Origin of the sequence: Pseudomonas reactans (assembly GCF_013387025.1) — a bacterium.
GTDB lineage: Bacteria > Pseudomonadota > Gammaproteobacteria > Pseudomonadales > Pseudomonadaceae > Aquipseudomonas > Aquipseudomonas reactans.
In genome coordinates, this window is the sequence record NZ_JACAQP010000010.1 from 219,729 (window position 1) to 244,993 (window position 25,265).

The window sequence follows — 25,265 nt, forward strand, 5'->3', positions numbered from 1 at the left end:
GTTACTCCCCCTGGCCAGCAGCGGCAGCAGGAGCTGGAGCAGAACCGGCAGGCTTGGCGTTGTCGGCGTCCTTGACCTTGACTTCGATGCCCGGCTTGATGAATTGCAGGCCTTCGGTGATCACGCGGTCACCGGCGTTCAAGCCTTTTTCCACCAGCCAGTAGGCGCCGGCCGTGCGGTTGGCCACCAGTTGACGCTGTTCTACCTTGTTGTCCTTGTTCACCACCATGGCGGTCGGGATACCTTTGATATCGCGGGTCACGCCTTGTTGTGGTGCCAGGATGGCTTTGCTGTTCACGCCGGCTTGCAGTTGGGCGTGTACGAACATGCCCGGCAGCAGGGTATGGTCAGGGTTGGGGAACACGGCGCGCAGGGTCACGGAACCGGTGGTCTGGTCAACCGACACTTCGGAGAATTCCAGCGTGCCGTCCTGGCCGTAGTTGCTGCCGTCTTCCAGGGTCAGCTTGACCTTGGCGGCATTGGCGCCGGCTTTTTCCAGCTGGCCGCTTTCCAGGTCGCGGCGCAGTTTCAGCATCTCAGCCGAAGACTGTGTGACGTCGACATAGATCGGGTCCAGTTGCTGGATGACGGCCATGGCATCGGTCTGGCCATTGCTGACCAGCGCGCCTTCAGTCACCGAAGAACGGCCGATACGCCCGGAGATCGGCGCGAACACCTTGGTGTAACGCACGTTGATCTGGGCCGTTTGAACGTTTGCTTCCGCAGTCATGCGGTTGGCGACGGCGGTGTCGTATTCCTGGCGGCTGACGGCTTGTTCATCGACCAACTGCTTATAGCGGTCGGAGATGGACTTGGTCTGGGTCAGGCTGGCTTGTGCGCTTTTCAGGGTGGCGTCATACACCGACGGGTCGATCTGGTAGAGCTGTTGCCCTTCCTTCACGTCGCCGCCTTCCTTGAACAGGCGTTTGAGAATGATGCCGTTGACCTGTGGGCGAACTTCCGCGATGCGGTAGGCGGTGGTGCGGCCTGGCAGCTCGGACGTCAGGGTATAGGCTTGCGGTTGAATGGTGACCACGCCGACCTGAGGGGTTTGAGCGGGCGGAGCCGCTTCTTCCTTTTTACATCCGCTGAGCAGCGATGCCAGGGCGACGGCAGTGACCAGAGCGGTAACAGCTGGCTTAAGTTGCATGAAGATCCTCGGGTCAGGCGCGCAGAGTGCGCACAAGAAGTGTGGAAGGGTAAAAAACAAGCGCTGACTGGATAAGTAGCTTGCTACGCAATATACTTACGTTCATGGTTGTTTGTAAACTCTTGACAGGCTGCGCGGAATGTTGACAAAGCAACGCCCAAAGCCTCGATTTCACTACGTTCGGCACCCATGACGGTGTCGTCCCACAAATATTCGGATGATCGTTACCGACGGTTAATTCTGCGTTAACGATAGTCTCAGATGTCCTGATTGAGGTTGTACTGCCATGGTTCGTCGCACCAAAGAAGAAGCTCAGGAAACGCGCAGCCAGATTCTTCAAGCCGCCGAGCAAGCCTTCTATGAGCGCGGTGTCGCGCGGACCACGCTGGCGGACATCGCCGCGCTGGCCGGTGTGACGCGGGGTGCCATCTATTGGCATTTCAGCAATAAATCCGATTTGCTGCAGGCGTTGCTCGACACGCTGCATGAGCCGCTGGACGAGTTGGCCAGGGCGAGTGAAAGCGAAGATGAACTCGACCCGCTGGGCTGTATGCGCAAGCTGTTGATTCATTTGTTTCATCAAGTGGCCCTGGACCCGAAAACCCGGCGCATCAATGAGATCTTGTTCCATAAGTGCGAATTCACCGATGAAATGTGCGACATGCGTCGCCAGCGTCAGACCCACAGCCTGGAATGCAACCTGCGCATCGGCCTGACCTTGCGTAACGCGGTCAATCGCGGGCAACTGCCGGAAAACCTCGATACCACCCGTGGCGCGGTGTGCATCCACGCTTACATAAACGGGCTGATCGGCCAGTGGCTGCTGGTTCCCGACAGCTTCCAACTGCATCAGGAAGCCGAACGCTGGGTGGATGCCGGGCTGGACATGCTGCGCTGGAGCCCCAGCCTGCGCAATTAAGACAAAATGCGTAATTGCATCAGGTTGTGTCAACAGTAAAGCCCAAGGACAGTCAATCGTCCTTCCGCCTGATCGGTGGGGTGACTTTATATACGGGCTGGCGGGCGGTTGATAGGTAGCCGCCTAAGTATTTTGTAGCGATTTTGTTGCAGGGCTGTGAAGGAATGTTACCCAGCGTCCATGAAAAAGCCCCGGTTCCTGCGAACCGGGGCTTTTTCGTTTCAGCTTTTTACATCACAGCGCCAGGGTCGGGTAGTCGATGTAGCCGACTGGGCCTTTGCTGTAGAACGTATCCGGGCGTGCTTCATTCAACGGCGCGTCAGCCTTCAAGCGAGCCGGCAGGTCCGGGTTGGCAATGAACGGCACACCCCAGGCCACGGCATCGGCTTTGCCTTCGGCCAGCCAAGCGTTGGCGCTGTCCTTGGTGAAGCGTTCGTTGGCGATGTACACGCCGCCGAAAGCCTTCTTGAGTTGTGGACCGAGGCTGTCGCCAGCTTCTTTCTCACGGGAGCAGATGAAGGCGATACCACGCTTGCCCAGTTCGCTGGCGACGTAAGTGAAGGTTTCCTCCAAGTTGTCATCGCCCATGTCATGGGAGTCGGCGCGCGGTGCCAAGTGCACACCCACACGGCCAGCGCCCCAGACTTCGATGGCTGCGTCAGTTACTTCCAGCAGCAGGCGTGCACGGTTTTCCAGGGAGCCACCGTACTGGTCGGTGCGTTTATTGGTGCTGCTCTGCAGGAACTGGTCGAGCAGGTAACCGTTGGCGCCGTGGATTTCCACGCCGTCGAAACCTGCTGCCTTGGCGTTCTCGGCACCGGTGCGGTAGGCGTCGACGATGTCGGCGATTTCAGCGGTTTCCAGGGCGCGCGGCGTCGGATAGTCGGCCAATGGGCGTACCAGGCTGACGTGGCCTTTAGGCTGGATCGCGCTCGGGGCCACCGGGCTTTCGCCGTTCAGGTACGACTCATGGGAAATACGCCCCACGTGCCACAGTTGCAGGAAGATCTTGCCGCCCGCGCCATGAATCGCCTTGGTGACGTTGGCCCAGCCGCGTACCTGATCGTTGGACCAGATGCCCGGCGTGTCCGGGTAGCCCACGCCTAGTGGCGTCACCGAGGTGGCTTCGCTGAGGATCAGCCCGGCGGAGGCGCGTTGTACGTAGTACTCGGCCATCAGCGCGTTGGGCACGCGACCGGCGTCGGCACGGCAGCGGGTCAGCGGTGCCATGATGATGCGGTTCGACAGTTCCAGGTCGCCCAGTTTGATTGGATCGAAAATAGTCGTCATGGGGAAAGCACCTTTGTCTTTTAAGTGGATCAGTGTCTTTGAAGTGGATCAGTTAGTCGCAGGGGCCAGGTCGGCATCGCCGGTCTGACGGAAAGTAATCAGGGTCACCAACAGCGCGAGGATCGCCAGGGCGGCTGCGGCCAAGGGCACGCTGGTCAGGCCGAAACCGTGGGCAATCACACTGCCGCCCACCCAGGCGCCGAGGGCATTGCCGATGTTGAAAGCACCGATGTTCAGGGTGGACACCAGGTTCGGTGCGGCCTTGCCGAAGGTCACCACGTTGATCTGCAGCGCTGGCACGGCGGCGAACGACGCGGTGGCCCAGAGGAACAGGGTGATTTCGGTCGGGATCACGGCGACGCTGGTCCAGGTCAGTGCCGTGGAGACCACCGCCATGCTGATGAACACGCCGATCAGGGTGGCCGCCAGGCGTTTGTCGGCCAGCTTGCCGCCAATGATGTTGCCCACGGTGAGGCCCAGGCCGATCAGCAACAGCGTCCAGGTCACGCCTTTGGGTGACACGCCGGTGACATCGCCCAGCAACGGTGCGACGTAGGTGAAGAGGGTGAACATGGACGCGGCAAACAGGGCGGTCATGCTCAACGACAGCCAGATGCCGGCGCCCTTGAGGGCGGCCAGTTCGGCGCGCATGTCGAGTTTCTCTTCATCACGCTTGGCTGGCAGGAAGCGGATCAGGCCGATCAACGCCACCACACCAATCACCGTCACTGCCCAGAAGGTCGAGCGCCAGCCGGCTTCCTGGCCCAGTGCCGTACCCAGCGGCACGCCCAGTACGTTGGCCAGGGTCAGGCCGGTGAACATCAAGGCCACGGCCGAAGCCCGTTTGTTGGCCGGCACCAGGTTGGCGGCTACCACTGAACCAATCCCGAAGAATGCACCGTGGCACAGCGCGGTGACGACACGGGCAAACATCAGCACGTTGTAGTCACTGGCCAGGGCGCAGAGCAGGTTGCCGATAATGAAGATGCCCATCAACGCTACCAGCGCCGCTTTGCGTGGCAGCTTGGCGGTGGCCAGTGCCATGAACGGCGCACCGATCGCCACGCCCAGGGCGTAGCCGGTTACCAGCCAGCCGGCGCCAGGAATCGACACACCCAGGTCCGCCGCCACATCGGGCAGCAAGCCCATGATGACGAACTCGGTAGTGCCGATGGCGAAGGCGCTGAGGGCCAGTATGAGTAGCGAGAGGGGCATTAGGGTTTCCTTGTTACAGCGCGGCGCTGTCGTGCGCGCTGAGTTCGGTGGTGAGCGCTGCGAGGAAGGCCTGGATGGTGTCCTCGTTGCGTTTGAAAAAGTGCCACTGGCCGGCTTTCTGGCTGCTGATCAACCCGGCGCGTTGCAGGGTGGCCAGGTGGGCCGACACGGTCGACTGGGACAAGCCGCAGCGCTGGTCGATCTGCCCGGCGCAGATGCCGTATTCGTGGTTGTGCAGTTGTTCGGGAAATTGCACTTTCGGGTCTTTCAGCCAGGTGAGGATGTCTCGTCGTACTGGGTGCGCCAGGGCTTTTATTATTTCGTCGAGGTCGATGGACATGGCAGGTGCTCGGTGTCGTACAGCGTTATATCGCGATGAGGCGAACTTTATATCGGTCTATCCCGATAGACCAATATGATTTTGGTCTGAGCCTAGGCTCATTCGGTATATCGGGTTATAACGATACGTTGAGGGCAGTGGTAGACTGCGCACCATGAATTATCTCGCACATCTGCACCTGGGCGGCCAACTTCCTGCGCAACTGCTGGGCAGCCTTTATGGCGACTTCGTCAAAGGCCGCCTGCAGGGCCAGTTCAGCCCGCAAATCGAATCGGCGATCCAACTGCATCGTTCCATCGACCGCTTTACCGACAGCCACCCGCTGGTGGGGGAGGCGTTGTCACGCTTCAGCCTGACACGCAGGCGCTATGCCGGGATCGTCCTCGATGTGTTTTTCGACCACTGCCTGGCGCGGGACTGGACTTTGTATGCCGACCAGCCGCTGGAGCGTTTCACGTCGCAGGTTTACCGCGTGCTGGCGGCCGAGCCGCAATTGCCGGGGCGGCTGGCGCAGATTGCGCCGTACATGGCGGCGGATGATTGGTTGGGCTCGTACCGCGAGTTTGCGGTGATGGAGCAGGTGTTGCGGGGGATTTCCCGAAGGTTGACACAGCCGCAGGAGTTGGGTTTTGCGATGCAGGAGTTGCGGGTGTTGTATGAGCCGTTGAGTGAAGACTTCAGCGTTTTCTACCCGCTGTTGCAAGACTTCTGTAGGAGCGAGCTTGCTCGCGAAGATCGTCAACGATAACGCAGCGCTATCAGCCAGCCCGTGGCGCCTATTCGTTTTTCGCGAGCAAGCTCGCTCCTACAGTGAATCGGGTTCAGGCGGCAATCAGCGCGCCGCGAGGTTCGGCCGGCTGCACCACTTCACCAAACAACGCCTTCTGCACCGCCTGCTGCGCCTGATACGCCAATGCCGCGCGTTCCTGCCCGGCGCAGGCAATCGGCTTGAGCACATGGATTTCCACATCGCCCTGGTCGTTCGCAAACAAGCGCATCAGGTGCGATAGCAAATCATCATCGCCAATAAAAGGGGCTAGCGGGTCCACTTGGCCGTCACGCAGATAACGGATCGCTACCGGTTGCAGCGACACATCCGCATCGATCGCGCTGGCCAGCAAACGCCCGTGGAAGGTGCGCAGGCTGCGCCCGTCGGTGGTGGTGCCTTCCGGGAACATCAACAGCGGGTGCTGTTGCTCCAAGTGGCGCGTCATCTGCTTGCGGATCAACTGGCTGTCGCCCGAACCCCGGCGGATAAACAAGCTGCCAGCCTTGGCCGCCAACCAGCCTGCCACCGGCCAGGTGCGCACTTCGGCCTTGGACAGGAATGACATCGGCGCCACGGCACCCAGCAGCGGAATATCGGTCCAGGACACGTGATTGCTCACCCACAGCATCGGTTGCGTCGGCAACTCACCGTGCACCGTCACGCGAAAGGGCAGGGCGTTGGTCAGCCGCGCCATAAAGAAACGCGACCAACGCTGGCGCCGTACCATTGAATTGGCGATACCCAAACGCTCGAACAGCCCAAACACACTGGCCATGCTCAAGCCCAGCGCCACCACCACCAGCACGCGGGCAATGCGCCCGTAAACCCGCAGGCGGCTCATCACATTGCAGCCTTGAAGTGGCGCGCGTAACGCGGGCACAGCTCATCGCGCTTGAGCAGGATGAACACGTCGGCCACCTGGAAGTCTTCATCCCAGCACGGCTCGCCGCAGATCTTCGCACCCAGGCGCATGTACGCCTTGAGCAATGGCGGCATCTCGGCGATCACGTTGGACGGCAGGTCCAACGCCGGCAGTGGTTTTTTCGGTTCGGCGCGCAGGTGTTCATTGCACAGGTAGCGTTCGCGCAGGCGCTGCATGATTGCGTGGGCCTGGATGCCGCCGTCGTGCATCGGGATGCTCGCGCAACCCATCAGGTAGCTGTAGCCGCCCTGGTTGAGCACCTCGGCCAACTCGCCCCACAACACGGCGATGGTGCCGCCGTTGCGATAGGCCGGGTCGACGCAGGTGCGGCCGATTTCCAGGATCGGGCCCTGCAGATGGAGCAAGCCATGCAGGCTGAATTCTTCTTCACTGTAGAACCGACCCAGGGTGCTGGCGGCCTGATGGTCCAGCAAACGGGTGGTAGCGACGAGTCGACCGCTGTTCAAGTCCCGCACACCGATGTGGCTGCAGTGAACATCATAGTCATCCATGTCCAGGCCTAGTTCCGCGCCTTTCAGCTTGGCGTTGAACTCGCCGCTGAACACGTTGAACCGCAGGGCCTGGGCTTCCTGCAACGCTTGCGCGCCAACCAGGCGTTCGGCTTGCAGACGGCGTTCATTGCCGGTGTCGCTGATGCGGGCGATCTGAGTCATGGCGAGTCTCCGAGTGCCGGCCACGATTTCGGCCGGTCGACTTTGTTGTCCAAACTCAGGCTATGGAGGCCCGGTGTCATCTCCATGAAGTTATGGTGACGCTTGGATGACAGCCCTCTGTGTCGCAAATCTGTCATCACCCTCGGCTAGGCTCGCGGGCTTGAATGCCCCCCTTGAGTCTGCGTCCATGGTCAGAGGCCTGTTGTGTGTTGCCCTGCTGTTCGTCACCGTTGCCGCTCACGCTGAAACCTGGCCCGATAAAGACTGGGCCAAGGGCATACCGCTTTCTGGTCCCGCTGTTGATGCCCTGGAGGCCTACGCTTTCCCGGCGCAGGACGACACCACCCGCCAAGGCATTCGCACCGACGCGCTGTTGGTAATCCGCGATGGTGTTGTTGTCTATGAGCGTTACGCCGCGCCGACCACCGCCAGCACCCCGCACCTCACCTGGTCTGTCAGCAAAAGCATCATGGCGACCGTATTGGGCGTGGCCTACGGCGAAAACCGCTTCAAATTGACCGACCCCGCAGCGCGTTTCTACCCGCCGATGAAACAGCACCCGGCCGTGACCATGGCCGACCTGCTGCACTGGGCCTCGGGTCTCGACTGGCAGGAAGACTACGAATACGCGCCGCTGAAATCCTCGGTGGTGGCGATGCTCTACACCCGTGGCCGTGGCGACATGGCCGACTTTGCTGCCGACACCGAGGCCGCCGCTGCACCGGGCCAGGTGTTCCGTTATTCCAGCGGCGACACCAATATCCTGTCCGCCACCCTCAAAGGCATGCTTGGGCACAAGGCCTATATGAGTTACCCGTGGGATGCGCTGTTCAAGCCCTTGGGCATTCGCAATGCCACCTGGGAGACTGACGCCGATGAAACCTTCGTCGCCTCGTCCTATGCCTACCTCACCGCTCGCGACTTGGCGCGTATCGGTTTATTGATGGCGCGGGAAGGTCGCTGGGGCGATCAACAACTGCTGCCCAAAGACTGGGTCGCTTTTAATCGACAGCCCTTCGACAAGTACAAAGCAGGTCAGGACGAAGCCGTCCCTGGTGGTCATTGGTGGCTCAATAAAGGCGCGTCAAGACCTTGGCCCGACGCCCCCGCCGATACCTTCGCCGCCCTCGGTCACTGGGGCCAGGCGCTGTACGTGATGCCTGACGAACACCTGGTGATCGTGCGTTACGGCGATGACCGTGACGGCAGCTACCGGCATAACGAACTGCTCAAACGCGTGCTAGCGGCGGTGCAACCATGATCCGTCGTCGGCCGTTTACCAGTGTGTTTCTGCTGTTATTGCTCGCCTTGCTGGGCTGGCTCTGGCACGAACGCGTCAACCTGCAAGCCTTCCCCGACATCATCGCGGCCTACACCGCCAAGGAGTACTGCTCGTGCCGGTATGTGGCGAACAACCCGGCGGAGTATTGCCGGGGGTACGTGAAGCAGTACGTGCCGACGAGTGCGTTCATGGATAACCCGGAGCGTAGTGAGGTGACGGTCAGCGGTTTGGGGCGTACGCACACGGCGAGGTGGTTGGGCGACCGACAGGGGTGTCGCCTATTACCCTGAGGTTCCACAGGGTGGAACCACCTTTGATTGTCCTCCTGCCCACATCGCGGTTAGCTGGCGTTGTGCAGCAAACAAGAACGGGAACACCCGCCTGTGAGGAGAATCACCATGCGCCCACACCAGCACATCCTGGATTGGCTCAGCGACGTTGCCGGCGATTTGCACGCCGTGCGCCAGGACATCCATGCCCATCCTGAACTCGGCTTTGAAGAAAATCGCACCAGCGCGCTCGTTGCCAAATCGTTGCAGGAGTGGGGCTATGAGGTGCACACCGGCATCGGCAAGACCGGCGTGGTGGGCGTGCTACGTAACGGCAGCAGTTCGCGCACCCTGGGCATTCGTGCCGACATGGATGCGTTACCCATCATCGAAAACACCGGCGCGTCCTACACCAGCCAACACGCCGGTTGCATGCACGCCTGTGGGCATGACGGCCACACCACCATGCTGCTTGGCGCCGCGCGTTACCTGGCGGCCACGCGGCAATTCGACGGCACCCTGAACCTGATTTTCCAACCCGCCGAAGAAGGCCAGGGCGGCGCCGAAGCTATGCTGGCCGATGGTTTGCTGGAACGTTTTCCCTGTGATGGCTTGTTTGGCATGCACAACATGCCGGGGCTGCCGGCGGGGCATCTGGGATTGCGCGTCGGGCCGATGATGGCTTCGCAAGACTTGCTCACGGTGACCCTCGAAGGCGTTGGCGGCCACGGGTCCATGCCGCATCTGACGGTGGATCCGTTGGTGGCGGCGGCGAGCATGGTCATGGCGTTGCAGACAGTGGTGGCGCGCAATATCGACACCCAGGAAGCTGCCGTGGTCACCGTCGGTGCCCTGCAAGCGGGCCAGGCCGCCAACGTGATTCCCCAGCAGGCGCTGTTGCGTCTGAGCCTGCGCGCGCTCAATCCCAAGGTGCGTGAGCAGATGCTGGAGCGGGTGTTCGCCATCATCCACACCCAGGCCGCCAGCTTTGGCTGCACGGTGCAGATCGAACACCGCCCGGCTTATCCGGTGCTGGTCAATCACGCCGAAGAAACCGAATTCGCCCGCCAGGTCGGCGTCGCCTTGCTCGGCGCCGACGCGGTGGACGGTAACACCCGCACGCTGATGGGCAGCGAAGACTTCGCCTGGATGCTGCAACGCTGCCCCGGCAGCTACCTGTTCATCGGCAACGGCGTGTCGCGGCCGATGGTGCATAACCCCGCTTATGACTTCAACGACGACATCCTGCTGACTGGCGCCGCCTATTGGGGCGCGCTGGCCGAGAGCTGGCTCAAACCTGCCTGACGACCTTCTTTTTCTGCCGCTGGACCCTTTCCCTCGATCGGTTGAATGGAGTGTTCCTCATGCAGACTGCAAAACCAGGTGTGTCCCGCACCCGCCAAGTGGTGGCGGCTGTGATCGGCAATGCGCTCGAATGGTATGACTTCATTGTCTACGGCTTTCTCGCGAGCATCATCGCCCGACAGTTTTTTCCTTCAGATGACGAGTACGCCTCGCTGCTGATGGCCTTGGCCACTTTCGGCGTGGGCTTTTTCATGCGGCCGGTGGGCGGCATCCTGCTGGGGATCTATTCCGACCGCAAAGGCCGCAAGGCCGCGATGCAGCTGATTATCCGGCTGATGACCGTGTCCATCGCGTTGATCGCCTTTGCGCCCAACTACGCCGCCATCGGCATGGGCGCGCCGTTGCTGATCGTGGTAGCGCGCATGCTTCAAGGTTTTGCCACCGGCGGTGAATACGCGAGCGCCACAGCGTTTCTGGTGGAAAGCGCGCCGGCCCATCGCAAGGGCTTATATGGCTCCTGGCAATTGGTGGGGCAGTGCCTGGCGGTGTTCGGCGGCGCGGCGATGGTGGCTGCTGTCACGCACTTCTTTTCGCCGCAAACCCTCGACCTGTGGGGCTGGCGTCTGCCGTTTGTGTTCGGCTTGCTGATTGGCCCGGTGGGCCTGTGGATTCGTCGGCACATGGAAGACCCGGAAGAATTCATCGAGGCACGCAAACAGGCGACCGGCCCGGCGCCGAGCCTGATGCAGGTGGTGCGCGAGCATCGGCGCAGCATCCTCGTATCCATGGGCCTGGCCTGTGGCGCGACGGTGTCGTTCTATGTGGTGCTGGTGAACATGCCGACCTTTGCCCATAAAAGCCTTGGTCTGCCGCTGGACCAGGTGTTGATGGTGCAGATGTTTGCGGTGGCGCTGATGACCGTAGTGATTCCGCTGTCTGGTTTGCTGTCGGACCGCCTGGGACGGCGGCCGGTGTTGATGGCGTTCACCCTGGCGTTTTTTGTGATGGTCTATCCGCTGTATGTGTGGGTCGCCGCCGCGCCGTCCATCGAGCGTCTGCTGGTGATGCAAGTGATGCTGTGCACCGCCATCGGTGGGTTCTTCGGCCCGGCGCCGACCGCGCTGGCCGAGCAGTTTCCCATCGAAGTTCGCTCGACCGGTGTATCGGTCGCCTATAACGTGGCGGTCATGGTGTTCGGCGGTTTTGCGCCGCTGATCGTCACTTGGCTGACCAAAGTGCTGGGCACGCCCGTCGCGCCCTCCTTCTATGTATTGTTCGCTTGCGTGCTGACGCTGCTGGGCACTTACTGCATGCATGAGGCGCCGCGGGCACAGAAACCGCTGCCGTTTTCCAAAGAGGTGAAGCCTTGAGTATTGTTGATTGGGATGCCACCGAACTGTCGCGGGCGATTCACGCACGGCAGGTGTCGTGCGAAGAGGTGATGCAGGCGTACCTGGTGCAGATCCAGCGCTTCAATCCGACGGTGAATGCGCTGGTGTCGCTGCGTGCTGCCGATGACGTGTTGGCCGAGGCGCGGGAACGTGATCGCGAGTTGGACCAAGGCCAGTCGCGCGGCTGGATGCACGGCATGCCCCAGGCGATCAAGGACCTCGCTGCTACCCAAGGCTTGCGCACCACCTTGGGCTCTCCGCTGTTCGCTGAGCACGTGCCCAGCGAAGACGCCATCAGCGTAGCGCGGGTGCGGGCCAGTGGCGCGATCATCATCGGCAAGAGCAACGTGCCGGAGTTCGGCCTCGGTTCGCAGACCTACAACACACTGTTCGGCACCACCGGCAATGCCTACGACCCCAGCCTCGTCGCGGGCGGCAGCAGCGGCGGGGCGGCGGTGGCCCTGGCGCTGCGCATGCTGCCTGTGGCCGACGGCAGCGACATGATGGGCTCGCTGCGCAACCCGGCGGCGTTCAACAACGTGTTTGGCTTGCGCCCGTCCCAAGGCCGCGTGCCTTACGGACCGACCCCGGAACTGTTCGTGCAGCAACTGGGCACCGAAGGCCCGATGGGCCGCAGCGTCACGGATGTGGCGCGGCTGTTGAGCATCCAGGCGGGTTACGACCCACGGGTGCCGTTGTCGTCCAAGGAGGATCCGGCGGTGTTCGGCCAGCCCTTGCAGCGTGACTTCAAGGGCGCACGCCTGGGCTGGCTGGGGGATTACAACGGCTATCTGCCGATGGACGACGGCGTGCTGAGCCTGTGCGAATCGGCCCTTGGCGATTTCACTGCGTTGGGCTGCACCGTGGAAAGCTGCCAGCCGGACTTTTCCATGGCGCGGCTGTGGCGCAGCTGGTTGGTGCATCGGCACTGGCTGGTGCATGGCAACCTCGGAGCGGCCTACGCCAACCCGCAGAAACGCGCACTGCTCAAGCCCGAAGCGCAATGGGAAGTGGAGGGCGGCTTGGATTTGACGGCCCAGCAGGTGTACCAGGCATCGCTGGATCGCAGCGAGTGGTATCGCGCGCTCGCCAAGCTGTTCGAGCGTTACGATTTCCTGCTGTTGCCGACTGCCCAAGTGTTCCCTTTCGATGCACAACAGCCCTGGCCGCGCCTCGTTGGCGGGCGTGAAATGGACACCTATCACCGCTGGATGGAGGGGGTGATCGGCCCGACCCTGGCCGGGCTGCCGAGCATGAGCGTGCCGGTGGGGTTCAACCCCCAGGGCCTGCCCATGGGCGTGCAGATCATCGGCCCGGCCCAGGCGGATCGGGCAGTGCTGCAACTGGCCTATGCTCATGAACAGCTGACGCAATGGGTGCAGCGTCGGCCGCCGACGTGCCTGGCATCGACGGGTTGAGCTGCGATCGGGCCTGTATCTTGCTGTGAACAATGATCATCCACCGGCAACAGGGAGATCGAACATGGAGACAGGCACCGTACGCTCGGTCGAGCGCGCACTGGCAATCGTCGAGTTGCTGGGCGCGCACCAGGCCCTGGGGCTGGAGGAATTGCACTACCTCACACGTCTGCCCAAGGCCACGGTGTCGCGCATGTTGCTGACGTTGCAGGAGCAGGGCTGGGTCTATCGCGGCCTGAGCGATCGTCGTTACCGCCTGCGCGCCCAGCGCCTGTTCGGAGACACCCAGCAACGCTTCAAACGCCAAGTCGTGGAAAGCGCGGCGCCGTGGTTGCTGGAACTTAGCGAGCGCACCGGGCTGGTGGTGGATTTGTCCTGCTTTGATGGCGAGCGCCTGGAAGTCATGGAAAGCGCGATCCCCAGCGTGTTGCGCAAGCTGTACCCCAACAATTGCCAGATCGTCGGCCAGCACGCCAGCCTGTTTCATTCGGCAATGGGCAAGGCCTGCCTGACCCAGTTACCGGCTGAAGAAGTGCAGCGCCTGGCCGGTCGCGATCAGGTGGCGGCGGACGAGCAATACCAGGCCTGCGAGCAAACCCAGCACCAGGGCTTTGGCCAACGCACCGAGGGTTATTGGGAGTATCCGGTGCGTTTGCCGTTTCTGATTCGCGCCGTCGCCCTGCCGGTGCGCGCCAATGGTCGCTTGGTTGGGAGCATGGCGTTGCATTGGCCGATGCATCAGGCGCCGGTGGAGCGGGTGCTGAACCTGCACATGGCCAGCCTGGAAGAGACGGTGCGCGAAGTGCAGCGCGCATTGGCGTAACCCTCGCGATCCGGTTAAGGTTCGTTCAGGTTTTTCGCCCCACGAGTCTTCAATGTTCAACGCTTCCGTGATCAAACCCCTGGCCTTCGCCCTGTTGGCCGCCGCTGCTGTGCCTGCCCATGCCGACTGGTATCTGGATAACGAATCGTCGCGTCTGTCGTTCGTCACCACCAAGAACACCGAAATCGCCGAAGTGCAGCGCTTCCTGGTGTTGCATGGCAAGGTCGACAGCAAGGGCGCGGCGCAACTGGAGGTGGAGCTGGAGTCCGTCAACAGCGGTATCCCGCTGCGCGACGAGCGCATGCGCAATCAATTGTTCGAGATCAAGACCTTTCCCGATGCGCTGATCAACGCGCAGATCAACCTGCAGCCGATCAACGATTTGGCTCCAGGCGCACAATTGGAGTTGCGCCTGCCGTTGTCCGTGACCCTGCACGGCAAGACCCAGACCTACAGCGCCGAGTTGCTGGCCACGCGATTGGACGACCGACGCTTCCAGGTAGTGACTCTGGAACCGCTGGTGATGCATGCCGAGGACTTTGACCTGGCGCCGGGTGTGGCGGCGTTGCGCAAAGCGGCGGGGCTCAAGTCGATCAGTCTGTCGGTGCCGGTGGGTGCGGTGCTGATTTTCACGGCGCGCTGATATGAGCGGCGCGGTGTTCCCCTGGCGCAGCGCCAACCGTTTCGAATTGCTGATCGACGGGCCGAATTTCTTCCCGCAGATGCTGGTGGACATTGCTCGCGCCGAGCGGCAAGTCGAGCTGGAGTTGTACTTGGTGGAAGCCGGCGCCTGCGCCGAAGCCATGGTGCAGGCGCTGGTGCTCGCCGCCGAACGCGGCGTGCAGGTGCGCTGCCTGTTCGATGATTACGGCAGCCTGGCGTTTACCCTCGGGCTGCGCAAACGCCTGACCGACGCCGGTGTGCAACTGCGTTTCTACAATCGCCTGAGCTGGCGCCGCTGGATGCGTAACCTGTACCGCGACCATCGCAAACTGTTGTTGATCGACCAGCGTGTCGCCTTCGTCGGCGGCACCGGCGTGACCGATGAATTCTGGACGCCGGGCAATGACAGCGCCGACTGGCATGAAGTCATGGTGCAGATCAACGGCCCGTTGGTGCAGGATTGGCAGGCACTGTTCGACCGCCAATGGCACGCCAACAACGCGCGCCGCGCGTGGAAACCTGCCACCCACTTTGGTTTGCCGCGTTTGCCCAGGGTGCCCGCCACCGGGCCGGGGCTTGGCCGCGTCGCGTATGCCGATGCCCGTCAGCACCGGGACATCCTGCAATCGCTGATCCGTGCGTTGAACAGCGGCAAACAACGGATCTGGCTGGCGACCCCGTATTTCCTTCCCACCTGGGGCGTGCGCCGCGCGTTACGTCGGGCCGCAGGGAGGGGGGTCGATGTGCGTTTGCTGCTCACCGGCCCGCGCACCGATCACCCGTCCGTGCGTTACGCCGGGCACCGTTATTACCCGCGCTTGCTGCGTTCGGGCGTGCAGATTTTTGAGTACCAGCCGTGCTTCCTGCACCTGAAAATGGTGCTGGTGGATGACTGGGTCAGCGTGGGCTCGTGCAATTTCGACCACTGGAACCTGCGCTTCAACCTGGACGCCAACCTGGAGGCGTTGGACCCTGAGTTGACACAGGCGGTGGCGGGAAGTTTCGAGCGGGATTTCGCGCAGAGCCTGGCGGTGAGTCTGGAGGCGTGGAAGTCGCGGCCGTTGTGGCGGCGGGTGAAGCAGCGGGTGTGGGGGTGGATTGATCGGTTGGTGGTGAATTTGTTGGATAGACGCGGCTAACCCATTCCACAGTAGGAGCGAGCTTGCTCGCGAAGGTCGTTAACGATGACGCGTTCATCCTGGATGAACGCGTTACGCTCAGGTTTTTCGCGAGCAAGCTCGCTCCTACAAGTGTTCTGGCTGTTACAGCAATTCGAAGGTCTGCTGCTGCACATCCTGGGAATCCAACCCGATCTGCACATTGAACTCACCCGGTTCCGCCGCGAACTTGAGCTGGGTGTTGTAGAACTTCAAGTCTTCCTCGGTGATGGTGAAGTGCAACGTGCGCTCTTCACCCGCCTTGAGCATGACCTTCTGGAAGTTCTTCAGCTCCTTGATCGGGCGGATCATCGAGCCGGCCACGTCCTGGATGTACAGCTGCACAACCGTTTCGCCATCCACCTTGCCGGTGTTGGTCACGGTGACACTGGCGTCGAGCTTGCCGGTCTTGTTCAGGGTGGTGGACGACAACGCCATGTCCGACAGGCCGAACGAGGTGTAGCTCAGGCCATAACCAAACGGGAACAGCGGACCTGTGGTGTCATCGAAGTACTGCGAGGTGTAGTTGCCCGGCTTGCCTGGAGTGAACGGCCGGCCGATGGTCAGGTGGTTGTAGTAGGTCGGAATCTGCCCCACCGAACGTGGGAAGGTGATCGGCAGCTTGCCCGACGGGTTGTAGTCACCAAACAGTACGTCGGCAATCGCGTTGCCGCCTTCGGTGCCGGCGAACCAGGTTTCCAGGATCGCGTCGGCCTGTTGGTTCTCTTCGAGAATCGACAGGGGGCGGCCGTTCATCAGCACCAGTACCAGCGGCTTGCCGGTGGCTTTGAGGGCCTTGATCAGGTCGCGCTGGCTTTGCGGGATGTTCAGGTCGGTGCGGCTGGAGGATTCGTGGGACATGCCACGGGACTCGCCCACGGCAGCGACTACGACATCGGCGTCCTTGGCGGCCTTGACGGCTTCGTCGATCATCACTTGGGCTGGGCGGGTGTCATCCACCACTTCCGGTGCATCGAAGTTGAGGAAGTTCAGGTAGTCGACCACGGCCTTGTCGTTGGTGATGTTGGCGCCACGGGCATAGATGATCTTGCCTTTTTCGCCGATCACCGCGTTCAAGCCGTCGAGCAGGGTGACCGATTGTTCCGGCTTACCGGCGGCAGCCCAACTGCCCATCATGTCGATCGGCGCCTTGGCCAGCGGGCCGACCAGGGCGATGGTCGCGGACTTTTTCAGCGGCAGGGTGTTGTTCTGGTTTTTCAGCAAGACCAGGCTGCGGCGGGCGATGTCGCGGGCTTCGGCGCGGTGCAGGCGACTTTCGGCGTAGGTGTCGACCGGGTCATCCTCGGCCTTGCCGATGCGCAGGTACGGATCCTTGAACAGGCCCATGTCGTACTTGGCGCCGAGCACTTCGCGCACGGCGTTGTCGATGTCGCTCTGTTCGATCTCGCCGGACTTGAGCAGGCCGGGCAATTCCTTGCCGTACAGCGAGTCGTTCATGCTCATGTCGATGCCGGCCTTGATCGCCAGCTTGGCGGCTTCACGTCCGTCCTTGGCCACGCCGTGCTTGATCAGCTCGAAGATCGCACCATGGTCGCTCACGGCCAGGCCTTTGAAGCCCCAGTCCTTGCGCAGCAGGTCGTTCATCAGCCAGGTGTTGGCGGTGGCGGGCACGCCGTTGATCGAGTTCAGCGCCACCATCACGCCGCCGGAACCGGCCTTGATCGCCGCGTGGTACGGCGGCAGGTAGTCCTGGTACATCTTGACCGGGCTCATGTCGACCACGTTGTAGTCGCGACCGCCTTCCACTGCGCCATACAGGGCGAAGTGCTTGACGCTGGCCATGATGCTGTCGGCATTCGCGGCGCTCACGCCCTGGAACGCCTTGACCATCACTTCGGCAATGCGCGAGACCAGGTAGGTGTCTTCACCGAAGCCTTCGGAGGTGCGGCCCCAGCGCGGGTCGCGGGAGATGTCGACCATTGGTGCAAAGGTGATGTCGAGGCTGTCGGCGGCGGCTTCCTGGGCGGCGATGCGCCCGGAGCGGCCGATGGCGTCCATGTCCCAGCTGGAGGCCAGGGCCAGGCTGATCGGGAAAATCGTGCGGTGGCCGTGGATCACGTCGTAGGCGAAGAACATCGGGATCTTCAGGCGGCTGCGCATGGCCGCGTCCTGCATCGGACGGTTTTCCGGGCGGGTGATGGAGTTGAAGGTGCCGCCGATGCGGCCGGCGGCGATTTCCTTGCGGATCAGCTCGCGGGGCATTTCGGGGCCGATGCTGATCAGGCGCAATTGGCCGATCTTTTCATCGAGGGTCATCTGCTTGAGCAGGTCGCTGACAAAGGCGTCCTTGTCTTTAAGCGCAGCAGGCTTTGTTTCTGCCCATACGGGGTGACTGGCCAGAGTGGCAACAAGGCCGAGCAAACACAGCTTCTTCATGAATATCCTTTTTCGGCTCACTGCACAGCGATAACGCTGATCGGCCAAAATGTGGGGAGCGTCTATTGTTGTTCGGGTGTTGTTCAGATAAATGCAGCACACTCTGAACTCTTTTTCGCGCTGGGCATCTTTGTAGCTGATTGGCTCGATGCAATCCAGTGGTGGCGGATTATGCCCCAAGCGCGCGGTGTATAGGGTCAGTCGTAACATTCCATCAAGATTGGGCAGGAGAAACACCATGCAAGCAGCACAAGGTTACCGCTGGGGCTTGAAAGCCGCAGCTTTGCTATTGATCAGCACGGTGCTGAGCGGTTGCGGCATCAACAACATTCCCACACTGGATGAACAGGCCAAGGCCGCCTGGGGCCAGGTGCAGAACCAGTACCAACGCCGTGCCGACCTGATCCCCAACCTGGTGGAAGTGGTCAAGGGCTACGCCGCCCATGAGCAAGACACCCTCACCGCCGTGATTGAAGCGCGAGCCAAGGCTACCTCGATCCAGGTGGATGCGAGCACCCTCGACAACCCGGAAAAACTCAAGCAGTTCCAGCAGGCCCAAGATGGCTTGAGCGGCGCACTCAGCCGCTTGATGGTGGTGTCAGAGCGCTACCCGGACCTGAAGGCCAACCAGAACTTCCTGGCCCTGCAATCCCAGCTTGAAGGCACCGAAAACCGTATCGCCGTGGCCCGTCGCGACTTTATCCAGGCGGTGCAGGCCTACAACACCGAGATCCGTACGTTCCCTGGCCGCCTGTGGCACAGCGTGATGTACAGCGACTTGCCGATCCGCGCCACGTTTGAAGCCACTAGTGCCGATGCCGATAAAGCGCCGCAAGTGAAGTTCAAATAAGGCTGCACTGAGGTGTCGATGCGTTTATTACGGATAGGCCTGGCGTTGTGGCTGTTGGCCTGCGTCGGTGCGGCCCAGGCGGCGCTGACCTTCCCGGCGCTGACCGGGCGGGTGGTGGACAACGCCCAGATGATCGACCCCGCCACGCGCCAGCAACTGACCCAGCAGTTGCAGGCGCTGGAGCAGACCTCCGGCGACCAGATCGTGGTGGTCACCGTGCCGGACCTGCAAGGCGTGCCCATTGAAGACTTCGGTTATCAATTGGGCCGCGAGTGGGGTATCGGCCAGAAGGGCAAGGACAACGGTGCGCTGTTGATCGTCGCCCGCGATGAGCGAAAATTGCGCATCGAAGTCGGATATGGCCTGGAAGGTGTGCTCACCGATGCGCAGTCGTGGGTGATCATCAACCAGGTGATCGCGCCGGCGTTCAAGGCCGGCAACTTCAGCAAAGGCATCAGCGACGGCGTGGCCGCGATGGTGCAGGTGGTGGGCGGCGAGCCACTGGCCGTGCCGGCTCATGTGGCGGATGCCAACTTTGCCAAGGATAATCCCGGGTTTTCCATCGGCTTGTTTATCCTGCTGATCGGCGTGTTGTGGCTGTGCAATCGCATGGGGCTGCCGGTGGGCGCTATTTTGCTGGCGATTCTCAGCAGCAGCGGCCGTGGCGGTGGCGGCGGGGGAGGCGGCGGTGGTTTCCGGGGCGGCGGTGGCGGCTTTGGCGGCGGCGGGGCTTCAGGCGGCTGGTGATGATAATAATGAGAGAGCAAGCACAACCATGGCATTACTGACTGAACACGAGCAGCGCCAAGTCGCGGAAGCGATCGCCCGCGTCGAGAAAACCACCGACGCTGAGCTGGTGACCGTACTGGCCGCCCGCGCCGATGACTACGCCTACATCCCGCTGTTGTGGGCCAGCCTGATCGCGTTGGTGGTACCCGGCGTGGTGCATTACCTGTCGGGCTACCTGACCATGTACACCTTGTTGCTGGCGCAATGGGCGACGTTCATCGTGTTGTGCCTGGTGTTCCGCCTGCCCAAGGTGACCACGCGGCTAATCCCCCGTTCGGTGCGCCACTGGCGCGCGTCCAACCTGGCGCGGCGGCAGTTCCTGGAGCAGAACCTGCACCACACCCTGGGCAGCACCGGCGTGCTGATTTTTGTCAGCGAGGCGGAGCGGTACGTGGAGATCCTGGTGGATGACGGCATTTCCAAACGCCTGGATGACGGCAGTTGGGATGTGATCGTCAAGGCGTTTACCCAGCAGGTGAAACAGGGGCAGACGTTGGCGGGGTTCATTGCGTGCATCGAGGCCTGTGGCGAGTTGTTGAAGGTGCATGTGCCGGTCACCCAAACCCGCAATGAACTGCCCAATCGCCTGGTGGTGCTGGAGTAAGGCGTACCGCTGGTCAAATAACTCCGTGCCCTGGCGGGCTATCCCCCCTAAAATGCCCGGCATTCCCTGCCCGAGGCGTTTTTGTTCATGTCTGTCACCGCTCAACCTGCCCGCCCTGCGCCGGATCATAACGCCCAGTTCATCGAACTGCTCAGCGCAAGCCTCGCGCAGAACGCCTTTATCAAGCTGGTGCTGGCCAAGTATGTCGGTGAGGAAGCCGAGTTGCAGCGGCTGATCATCAAGCCGGTCACGGTCAAGGAGCAGGCGTGCCTGTCCTTCGTCTACCGCTACAAGACCCGCGACATCACCAAGAACCTACCGCAGGCCGAAGGTGTGGCGGCGATTGCCGCGCTGCTGCCGGCGCAGTTCAAGAACGCGCACCTGCTGTCGCTGACTGACGAAGCCCAGTTGGAATATAGCAAGAAGAACAAAAGTTCACTGTTCAAAAGCAAGCCGCAGCAACTGCGTGAAGCGCCCTCGGCCGAGCATAACCGCGAGAAAAATCGCTTCCTCGAGCTGAGCCGGCCGTTCCTCGCCGACCTGGGGGTGACCGACGCCAAGCAGGCGCTGATCCCGTCGATGTCGCGCAAGTGGAAGCAGATCAACAAGTTCATCGAAGTGTTCAGCCACGCGCTCACTTCGTCGCCTTTGAAGCTGGACCAGCCGGTGCGTGTTGCCGACTTCGGCTCCGGCAAGGGCTACCTGACCTTTGCCATCCACGACTACCTGCGCAACACCCTCAAGGCCGAAGGCGAAGTGACCGGCGTCGAGCTGCGCGAAGACATGGTGACCTTGTGCAACACCGCCGCCGCGCGCCTGGAGCATCCGGGGCTGGTGTTCAAATGCGGTGACGTGCGCAGCGTGGCGCCCAGCGAGCTGGACGTGATGATCGCCCTGCATGCCTGCGACATTGCCACCGACTACGCGATCCACACTGGCATCCGTTCCGGTGCGTCGATCATCATGTGCTCGCCGTGCTGCCACAAGCAGATCCGCCTGCAGATCCAGAGCCCGGTGCTGCTCAAGCCGATGCTGCAATACGGCCTGCACCTGGGCCAACAGGCCGAAATGGTCACCGACAGCTTGCGAGCGCTGTTCCTCGAAGCCTGTGGGTATGAGACCAAGGTGTTCGAGTTCATCTCGTTGGAGCACACCAACAAGAACAAGATGATTCTGGCGGTCAAGCGCGCCGAGCCGTTGGACAGCGCGCAGTTGCTGGAGAAAATCCAGGAGTTGAAGGCGTTCTACCACATCAGCGAACACTGCCTGGAAACCCTGCTGCGCGCGGATGGCTACCTGGTCTGAACACGCTCCCTCGTAGGAGCGAGCTTGCTCGCGAAAAACCTGAGAGCACAGTGGGCTTTCAGGTTTTTCGCGTCATCGTTAACGATTTTCGCGAGCGAGCTCGCTCCTACAGGAGTCCGGTGCTGGCTGCACTGCCGTCTTGCGCCCCAGCATTACCGTCACGATCACCCCACAGGCAAACAGCCAGGTGATTGGCTCGATGTGTTCGCCAAAGAACAGCGCCGAAAATGCGATGGTGAAGAAGATCTGCAACAGCTGGATCTGGCTGACCCGCGCAATCCCGCCCATGGCCAACCCGGCGTACCAGGCGAAGAACCCGAGGAATTGCGAGAACAGCGACACGTAGCCAAACGCCCACCAGGCGCGCATGGAAATCGCCCCTTGATGCTGCGCAGCCAGGTACCACACCGGCCCGATCAGCACGGGCGTCGACAGCACCAGCGCCCAGCAGATCACCTGCCAGCCGCCCATCTCCTTGGCCAATCGGCCGCCTTCGGCATAACCCAGGCCGCCCACCGCGATTGCACCGAGCATCAGCAAATCACCGGCCTGGATACTGCCGGCGCCGGTGATCAACGCGTAGCTCAACACCAAGCCACTGCCCAGCGCCGCACAGGCCCAGAAGGCTTTCGACGGCCGCTCATGGGACAGCCACGCCGCGTACAGCGCCACGCACAGCGGTTGCAGGCCGTTGACCAGCGCGCCATGGGACGCCGGCAAGGTCTGCATGGCCCAGGCCGACAGCACGGGGAAACCCAGGATCACGCCCGCGATCACCAGGCACAGCCCGCGCACCTGGCGCCAGGTCGGCCAGCGTTCGCGGCGCCACAGCAACAGCGCCGCCGCCGGGATCGCCGCGAACAACGCGCGGCCCAGGCCGTTGAGCAACGGGTGGATTTCCTGCACCACGATGCGGGTGAAGGGCAGGGTCAGGCTGAAGATGATGACGCCCAGCAGGCCGAGGGCCATGCCGGTGTTTTCGCGCGAGCTCATGAGGTAGAACCGAAATCTAGAGGGCTTCAAGGGAAGCCCATCTAGCCACATCCCCCGCTGATTGCGGGCCTACAGCTGGGTGCGGATTTATCCGTACAGTTTTTCAGAAGAAGCGGGTGATGCTGATCTTGGCGTTGCGCCCCTCACTGTAGGCACGGTCGCCGCTGAGGGCTGGGCGATAGTTGCGGTTGAACAAGTTGTCGACGGTGAAGTTGACCTCGGTACCCTTGAGGCCGGCCTGCTGCGGTTTCCAACTGGCGAACAGGCCCTGGGTATCGTAACTGGCGTTGTCGTACTGGTCGTAGAAGCTGTCGCCGGCCACGCTGTTGAGGCTGCTTGAGTATTTGTCGCTGGGAAGACGGTCGGTCTTGCGTACGAACTGTCCCTGCCAGCCCACTTGAGCGTCCCAGCTCGGGATCTTGGTGCCCAGTACCACCACCCATTTGGCCGGTGGAATATCACGTGCCCACACGTGAGTACCGGTGGCCCATGGGTTGGTGTAAGGGTTGTCGCGCTTGCCGGTGGCCCAGGAATAGGACAGGGAGCCGAACAGGTAAGTGGAGTCGTAGTAACCCTCGACCTCGAAACCCTTGATGGTCATACCGCCGACGTTGCGGTAGTTGGATTTGGCGGCCATATCTCCACCGCAGACCGTATCGATACTGCCCGGGACCGAGTTCTGCCGCTCGCAGCCGATACCGGTGGCCTTGAAGATTTCATCCTCGATACGGTTGTGGAACAGCGTGGTGCGTAGTTGCAGGTTGTCTTCGCGGGTGAAAACACCGGAGAAGTTGGTGACGTTGCCCGCGGTGATCGCGGTGATGCGTTCCGGGTCAAGGTCGACACTGGTGGCGGTTCGGCTGCCGATGCCTTGCACTTCGTACTGTTCGTCGATCACCGGGGCGCGCCAGGTTTTGTTCCAGCTGGCGAACATTGCCACATCCGGCGTGATGTTCCAGTAGGCCGCCAGGCGTGGCGACCAGCCGGTGTAGGTACGGTCGCTGTAGTCATGTCCGAAAGACGGGTTCGGATTGCTGTAGTAAGGCGCATCATTGGCTTCGCCACGGTTGCGCACGTGGTCGTAGCGCAGGGACGGGGTGATGGTCACGTCGCCGATGGTCACGGCGTCCTGAAGGTAGAGCGAGTTGGTGTCGACTTTGCCGTGGGGCATGAAATAGGGCTGGAAGTGCCCGTAGTTATAGCGGGGCGTGTTGTAGGCGGCACCGGGCATCCAGCTTTCGGTCTCGCGGATGTGTTTGCGGATCTGCACGCCCGTGGTCACCGCGTGTTCCAGTGGCCCGGTGGTGAACAGGCTGATGTTGCGCGCTTCCAGAATCTTGTCGTTGTAGGAAGTGTCCATCTTGCGCCCGCCGGTGGCCAGGGAGAACGAGGCATTTTCGTTGCGCTCATCGGTCTGGTCGGTATCGGACACGGAGTAGCTGAGTTTCAAATCCACCAACGGGTTGTCCAGGGGCTTGTATTCATATTTGCCCGAATATGTGGTGTCGATGGTTTCGCGATCCGCCAGGAAGCGTTTGAGCGCGCCTTCGTAGCCGTAACGGTCAATCGCCGATTGCAGCGGTGGCGTGGGGTAGCTTTTGGCCGAGAAGGGCGTCCAGCGCTGGCTTCGCGAGCGCGAATACGACAGCCCCATACTGTGTTCGTCGGTAAAATGTGCGTTGACCTTGAACAAGGCGCCGTCGACATTCTGCGCGCTGTTGGGCAGGCGCTTGGGGTTGATCGGAAACTCGTTGTACTTGTCCGGCGGGGTGGCTGCCAGCTTCATGTCGCCGCCGTCGCGCTGGGTGATGTAGGCCAGGCCGTCGAAGCGAGCATCATCGGTGCGGCCGTAGATGGCCGAGCTGTAGACCTGTTCGTGGTCATTGCTCGAATAACCATACTTGAGCATCGCCCCGACATTGCGGCCGTCTTCAAGCAGGTCTGGCGCATCCTTGGTTTCCATGTGTACCGTGCCACCGAAGCCGCCGTTACCGGTAAAGGCCGAGTAGGGGCCTTTCTCCACTTCGATTCTCTTGATCAATTCGGGCTCGATAAACACGGTGCCCTGCTGATAGCGCTCGAAGCCGCTTTTGGTGGCGCCATCGACGGTCATCGGTATGTCTTCGGCCTCGCCCATGCCTCGAATGTTGATGGTCTGGCCACCCGGTTTGGGCGAGCCTCCCATAAACACACCCGGCAGGGTTTGCAGCAGCGCGGGAATATTATTCGGTTGGTAACGGTTGATGTCCGCCTGGCTTAAAGTCGAGCGGCCTACGGTGACGGAGTCGACCTGCGTGCCGGTGCCGATCACGCTCAGGGCATCCAGTTGGATGGCACCGCTGTTGGTGGTCTTGCCCTCGTCCGGGCGCACGACGTAGGTGCTGCCGACCTTGATCAGGGTGAACTCGCCGTTTTTCAGCAGGCTGCGAATCGCCACTTCCGGCGTGAAGTCGCCGTTGAGTGCGGGGGCTTGCACGTTCTTGAGCAGCTCTTCATCGAACAGCAGCTGGATTTTCGCCTGCTGCGCCACCTGGCTCAGGGACGTGGCCAGTGACTGCGCTGGCAGTTGCAGCGTGAGCGACTCGGCCTGTGCACTGAGGCTCAATACCAGGCAACTAGCGATGAGCGTCGGTCGAAGAAACAGGTGCGAAGCGTGGCAAGGCGCGCGAAACATGAAATCCCCCGGTGTGGCCAAATGGCCGAAAAGGTGTGCGTATCAAACGCAGACCGGGGGAAGACG

At 61.7% G+C, this 25,265-nt stretch carries 23 protein-coding genes; 14 read left to right on the top strand and 9 right to left on the bottom strand.

Annotated features, from left to right (window positions below):
* Position 1: 1 nt before the first annotated feature.
* On the bottom strand, positions 2–1,150 hold the full coding sequence (locus HX793_RS13405) for an efflux RND transporter periplasmic adaptor subunit (RefSeq protein WP_016975097.1): 1,149 nt from the start codon (positions 1,148–1,150) through the stop codon (positions 2–4).
* A gap of 286 nt (positions 1,151–1,436) precedes the next feature.
* On the opposite strand from HX793_RS13405, the gene HX793_RS13410 reads away from it, so the two are divergent.
* Complete coding sequence (locus tag HX793_RS13410) at positions 1,437–2,069, top strand: TetR family transcriptional regulator (protein ID WP_016975098.1); 633 nt, start codon at positions 1,437–1,439, stop codon at positions 2,067–2,069.
* 234 nt (positions 2,070–2,303) lie between these two features.
* Here HX793_RS13410 and HX793_RS13415 read toward each other — a convergent pair whose 3' ends face one another.
* From HX793_RS13415 to HX793_RS13425, 3 genes are read right to left on the bottom strand one after another with little or no spacing between them, the layout of a single operon-like run.
* Complete coding sequence (locus tag HX793_RS13415; RefSeq protein ID WP_177060299.1) at positions 2,304–3,359, bottom strand: alkene reductase; 1,056 nt, start codon at positions 3,357–3,359, stop codon at positions 2,304–2,306.
* Between the two features lie 48 nt (positions 3,360–3,407).
* The gene (locus tag HX793_RS13420) at positions 3,408–4,574 is read right to left on the bottom strand and encodes an MFS transporter (protein WP_016975100.1); all 1,167 of its coding nucleotides are present in this window, start codon (positions 4,572–4,574) and stop codon (positions 3,408–3,410) included.
* 13 nt (positions 4,575–4,587) lie between these two features.
* Positions 4,588–4,914: an ArsR/SmtB family transcription factor gene (locus HX793_RS13425; RefSeq protein WP_016975101.1), complete on the bottom strand. Its 327-nt coding sequence runs from the start codon at positions 4,912–4,914 to the stop codon at positions 4,588–4,590.
* A 154-nt stretch (positions 4,915–5,068) separates the two neighbouring features.
* Between HX793_RS13425 and HX793_RS13430 the strand changes: the two genes are divergently transcribed.
* Positions 5,069–5,662, top strand: coding sequence for an acyl carrier protein phosphodiesterase (locus tag HX793_RS13430; protein WP_016975102.1), 594 nt, complete (start codon positions 5,069–5,071; stop codon positions 5,660–5,662).
* A gap of 73 nt (positions 5,663–5,735) precedes the next feature.
* On the opposite strand, the gene HX793_RS13435 is transcribed toward HX793_RS13430, so the two are convergent.
* The gene (locus HX793_RS13435) at positions 5,736–6,524 is read right to left on the bottom strand and encodes a lysophospholipid acyltransferase family protein (RefSeq protein WP_016975103.1); all 789 of its coding nucleotides are present in this window, start codon (positions 6,522–6,524) and stop codon (positions 5,736–5,738) included.
* Positions 6,524–7,279 carry an L-ornithine N(alpha)-acyltransferase gene (olsB, locus tag HX793_RS13440; protein WP_003172415.1) on the bottom strand — a complete coding sequence of 252 codons (756 nt, stop codon included), beginning with the start codon at positions 7,277–7,279 and terminating at the stop codon, positions 6,524–6,526. The genes HX793_RS13435 and olsB overlap by 1 nt, the downstream gene beginning before the upstream one ends.
* Before the next feature lie 187 nt (positions 7,280–7,466).
* Between olsB and HX793_RS13445 the strand changes: the two genes are divergently transcribed.
* The 8 genes from HX793_RS13445 (at position 7,467) to HX793_RS13480 (ending at position 15,569) form a co-directional block, all read left to right on the top strand.
* Positions 7,467–8,540: a serine hydrolase domain-containing protein gene (locus tag HX793_RS13445; protein WP_177096438.1), complete on the top strand. Its 1,074-nt coding sequence runs from the start codon at positions 7,467–7,469 to the stop codon at positions 8,538–8,540.
* Positions 8,537–8,851: an amidase gene (locus tag HX793_RS13450; protein ID WP_177096440.1), complete on the top strand. Its 315-nt coding sequence runs from the start codon at positions 8,537–8,539 to the stop codon at positions 8,849–8,851. The genes HX793_RS13445 and HX793_RS13450 overlap by 4 nt, the downstream gene beginning before the upstream one ends.
* A gap of 108 nt (positions 8,852–8,959) precedes the next feature.
* Positions 8,960–10,135 (top strand): M20 aminoacylase family protein, encoded by a 1,176-nt coding sequence (locus HX793_RS13455; protein WP_095015035.1) that lies wholly within the window; start codon positions 8,960–8,962, stop codon positions 10,133–10,135.
* Between the two features lie 59 nt (positions 10,136–10,194).
* On the top strand, positions 10,195–11,505 hold the full coding sequence (locus HX793_RS13460) for a citrate-proton symporter (RefSeq protein ID WP_177096442.1): 1,311 nt from the start codon (positions 10,195–10,197) through the stop codon (positions 11,503–11,505).
* Positions 11,502–12,944, top strand: a complete 1,443-nt coding sequence (locus HX793_RS13465) for an amidase (protein WP_177096444.1) — start codon at positions 11,502–11,504, stop codon at positions 12,942–12,944. The genes HX793_RS13460 and HX793_RS13465 overlap by 4 nt, the downstream gene beginning before the upstream one ends.
* A 64-nt stretch (positions 12,945–13,008) precedes the next feature.
* On the top strand, positions 13,009–13,767 hold the full coding sequence (locus HX793_RS13470) for an IclR family transcriptional regulator (RefSeq protein ID WP_016975109.1): 759 nt from the start codon (positions 13,009–13,011) through the stop codon (positions 13,765–13,767).
* 52 nt (positions 13,768–13,819) lie between these two features.
* Positions 13,820–14,410 (top strand): YceI family protein, encoded by a 591-nt coding sequence (locus HX793_RS13475; protein WP_016975110.1) that lies wholly within the window; start codon positions 13,820–13,822, stop codon positions 14,408–14,410.
* 1 nt (position 14,411) lies between these two features.
* The gene (locus HX793_RS13480; protein ID WP_177096446.1) at positions 14,412–15,569 is read left to right on the top strand and encodes a phospholipase D-like domain-containing protein; all 1,158 of its coding nucleotides are present in this window, start codon (positions 14,412–14,414) and stop codon (positions 15,567–15,569) included.
* A gap of 123 nt (positions 15,570–15,692) precedes the next feature.
* Here the strand turns inward: HX793_RS13480 and bglX are convergent, their stop codons facing one another.
* The gene (gene bglX / locus HX793_RS13485) at positions 15,693–17,984 is read right to left on the bottom strand and encodes a beta-glucosidase BglX (protein WP_016975112.1); all 2,292 of its coding nucleotides are present in this window, start codon (positions 17,982–17,984) and stop codon (positions 15,693–15,695) included.
* A gap of 238 nt (positions 17,985–18,222) precedes the next feature.
* Between bglX and HX793_RS13490 the strand changes: the two genes are divergently transcribed.
* From HX793_RS13490 to HX793_RS13505, 4 genes are all read left to right on the top strand, one after another.
* Positions 18,223–18,834, top strand: a complete 612-nt coding sequence (locus HX793_RS13490) for a LemA family protein (RefSeq protein WP_010212287.1) — start codon at positions 18,223–18,225, stop codon at positions 18,832–18,834.
* Positions 18,835–18,852: 18 nt separating this feature from the next.
* The gene (locus tag HX793_RS31565; protein ID WP_095015042.1) at positions 18,853–19,581 is read left to right on the top strand and encodes a TPM domain-containing protein; all 729 of its coding nucleotides are present in this window, start codon (positions 18,853–18,855) and stop codon (positions 19,579–19,581) included.
* A gap of 28 nt (positions 19,582–19,609) precedes the next feature.
* Entirely contained in the window at positions 19,610–20,227 is a 618-nt protein-coding gene (locus HX793_RS13500) for a TPM domain-containing protein (protein ID WP_122724794.1), read from the top strand.
* Positions 20,228–20,314: 87 nt separating this feature from the next.
* Positions 20,315–21,532, top strand: a complete 1,218-nt coding sequence (locus tag HX793_RS13505; protein WP_177096448.1) for a class I SAM-dependent methyltransferase — start codon at positions 20,315–20,317, stop codon at positions 21,530–21,532.
* A 78-nt stretch (positions 21,533–21,610) separates the two neighbouring features.
* Here the strand turns inward: HX793_RS13505 and HX793_RS13510 are convergent, their stop codons facing one another.
* On the bottom strand, positions 21,611–22,525 hold the full coding sequence (locus HX793_RS13510; protein ID WP_095015044.1) for a DMT family transporter: 915 nt from the start codon (positions 22,523–22,525) through the stop codon (positions 21,611–21,613).
* 103 nt (positions 22,526–22,628) lie between these two features.
* Positions 22,629–25,199 (bottom strand): TonB-dependent receptor, encoded by a 2,571-nt coding sequence (locus HX793_RS13515; protein ID WP_177050935.1) that lies wholly within the window; start codon positions 25,197–25,199, stop codon positions 22,629–22,631.
* Between the last annotated feature and the right edge of the window lie 66 nt (positions 25,200–25,265).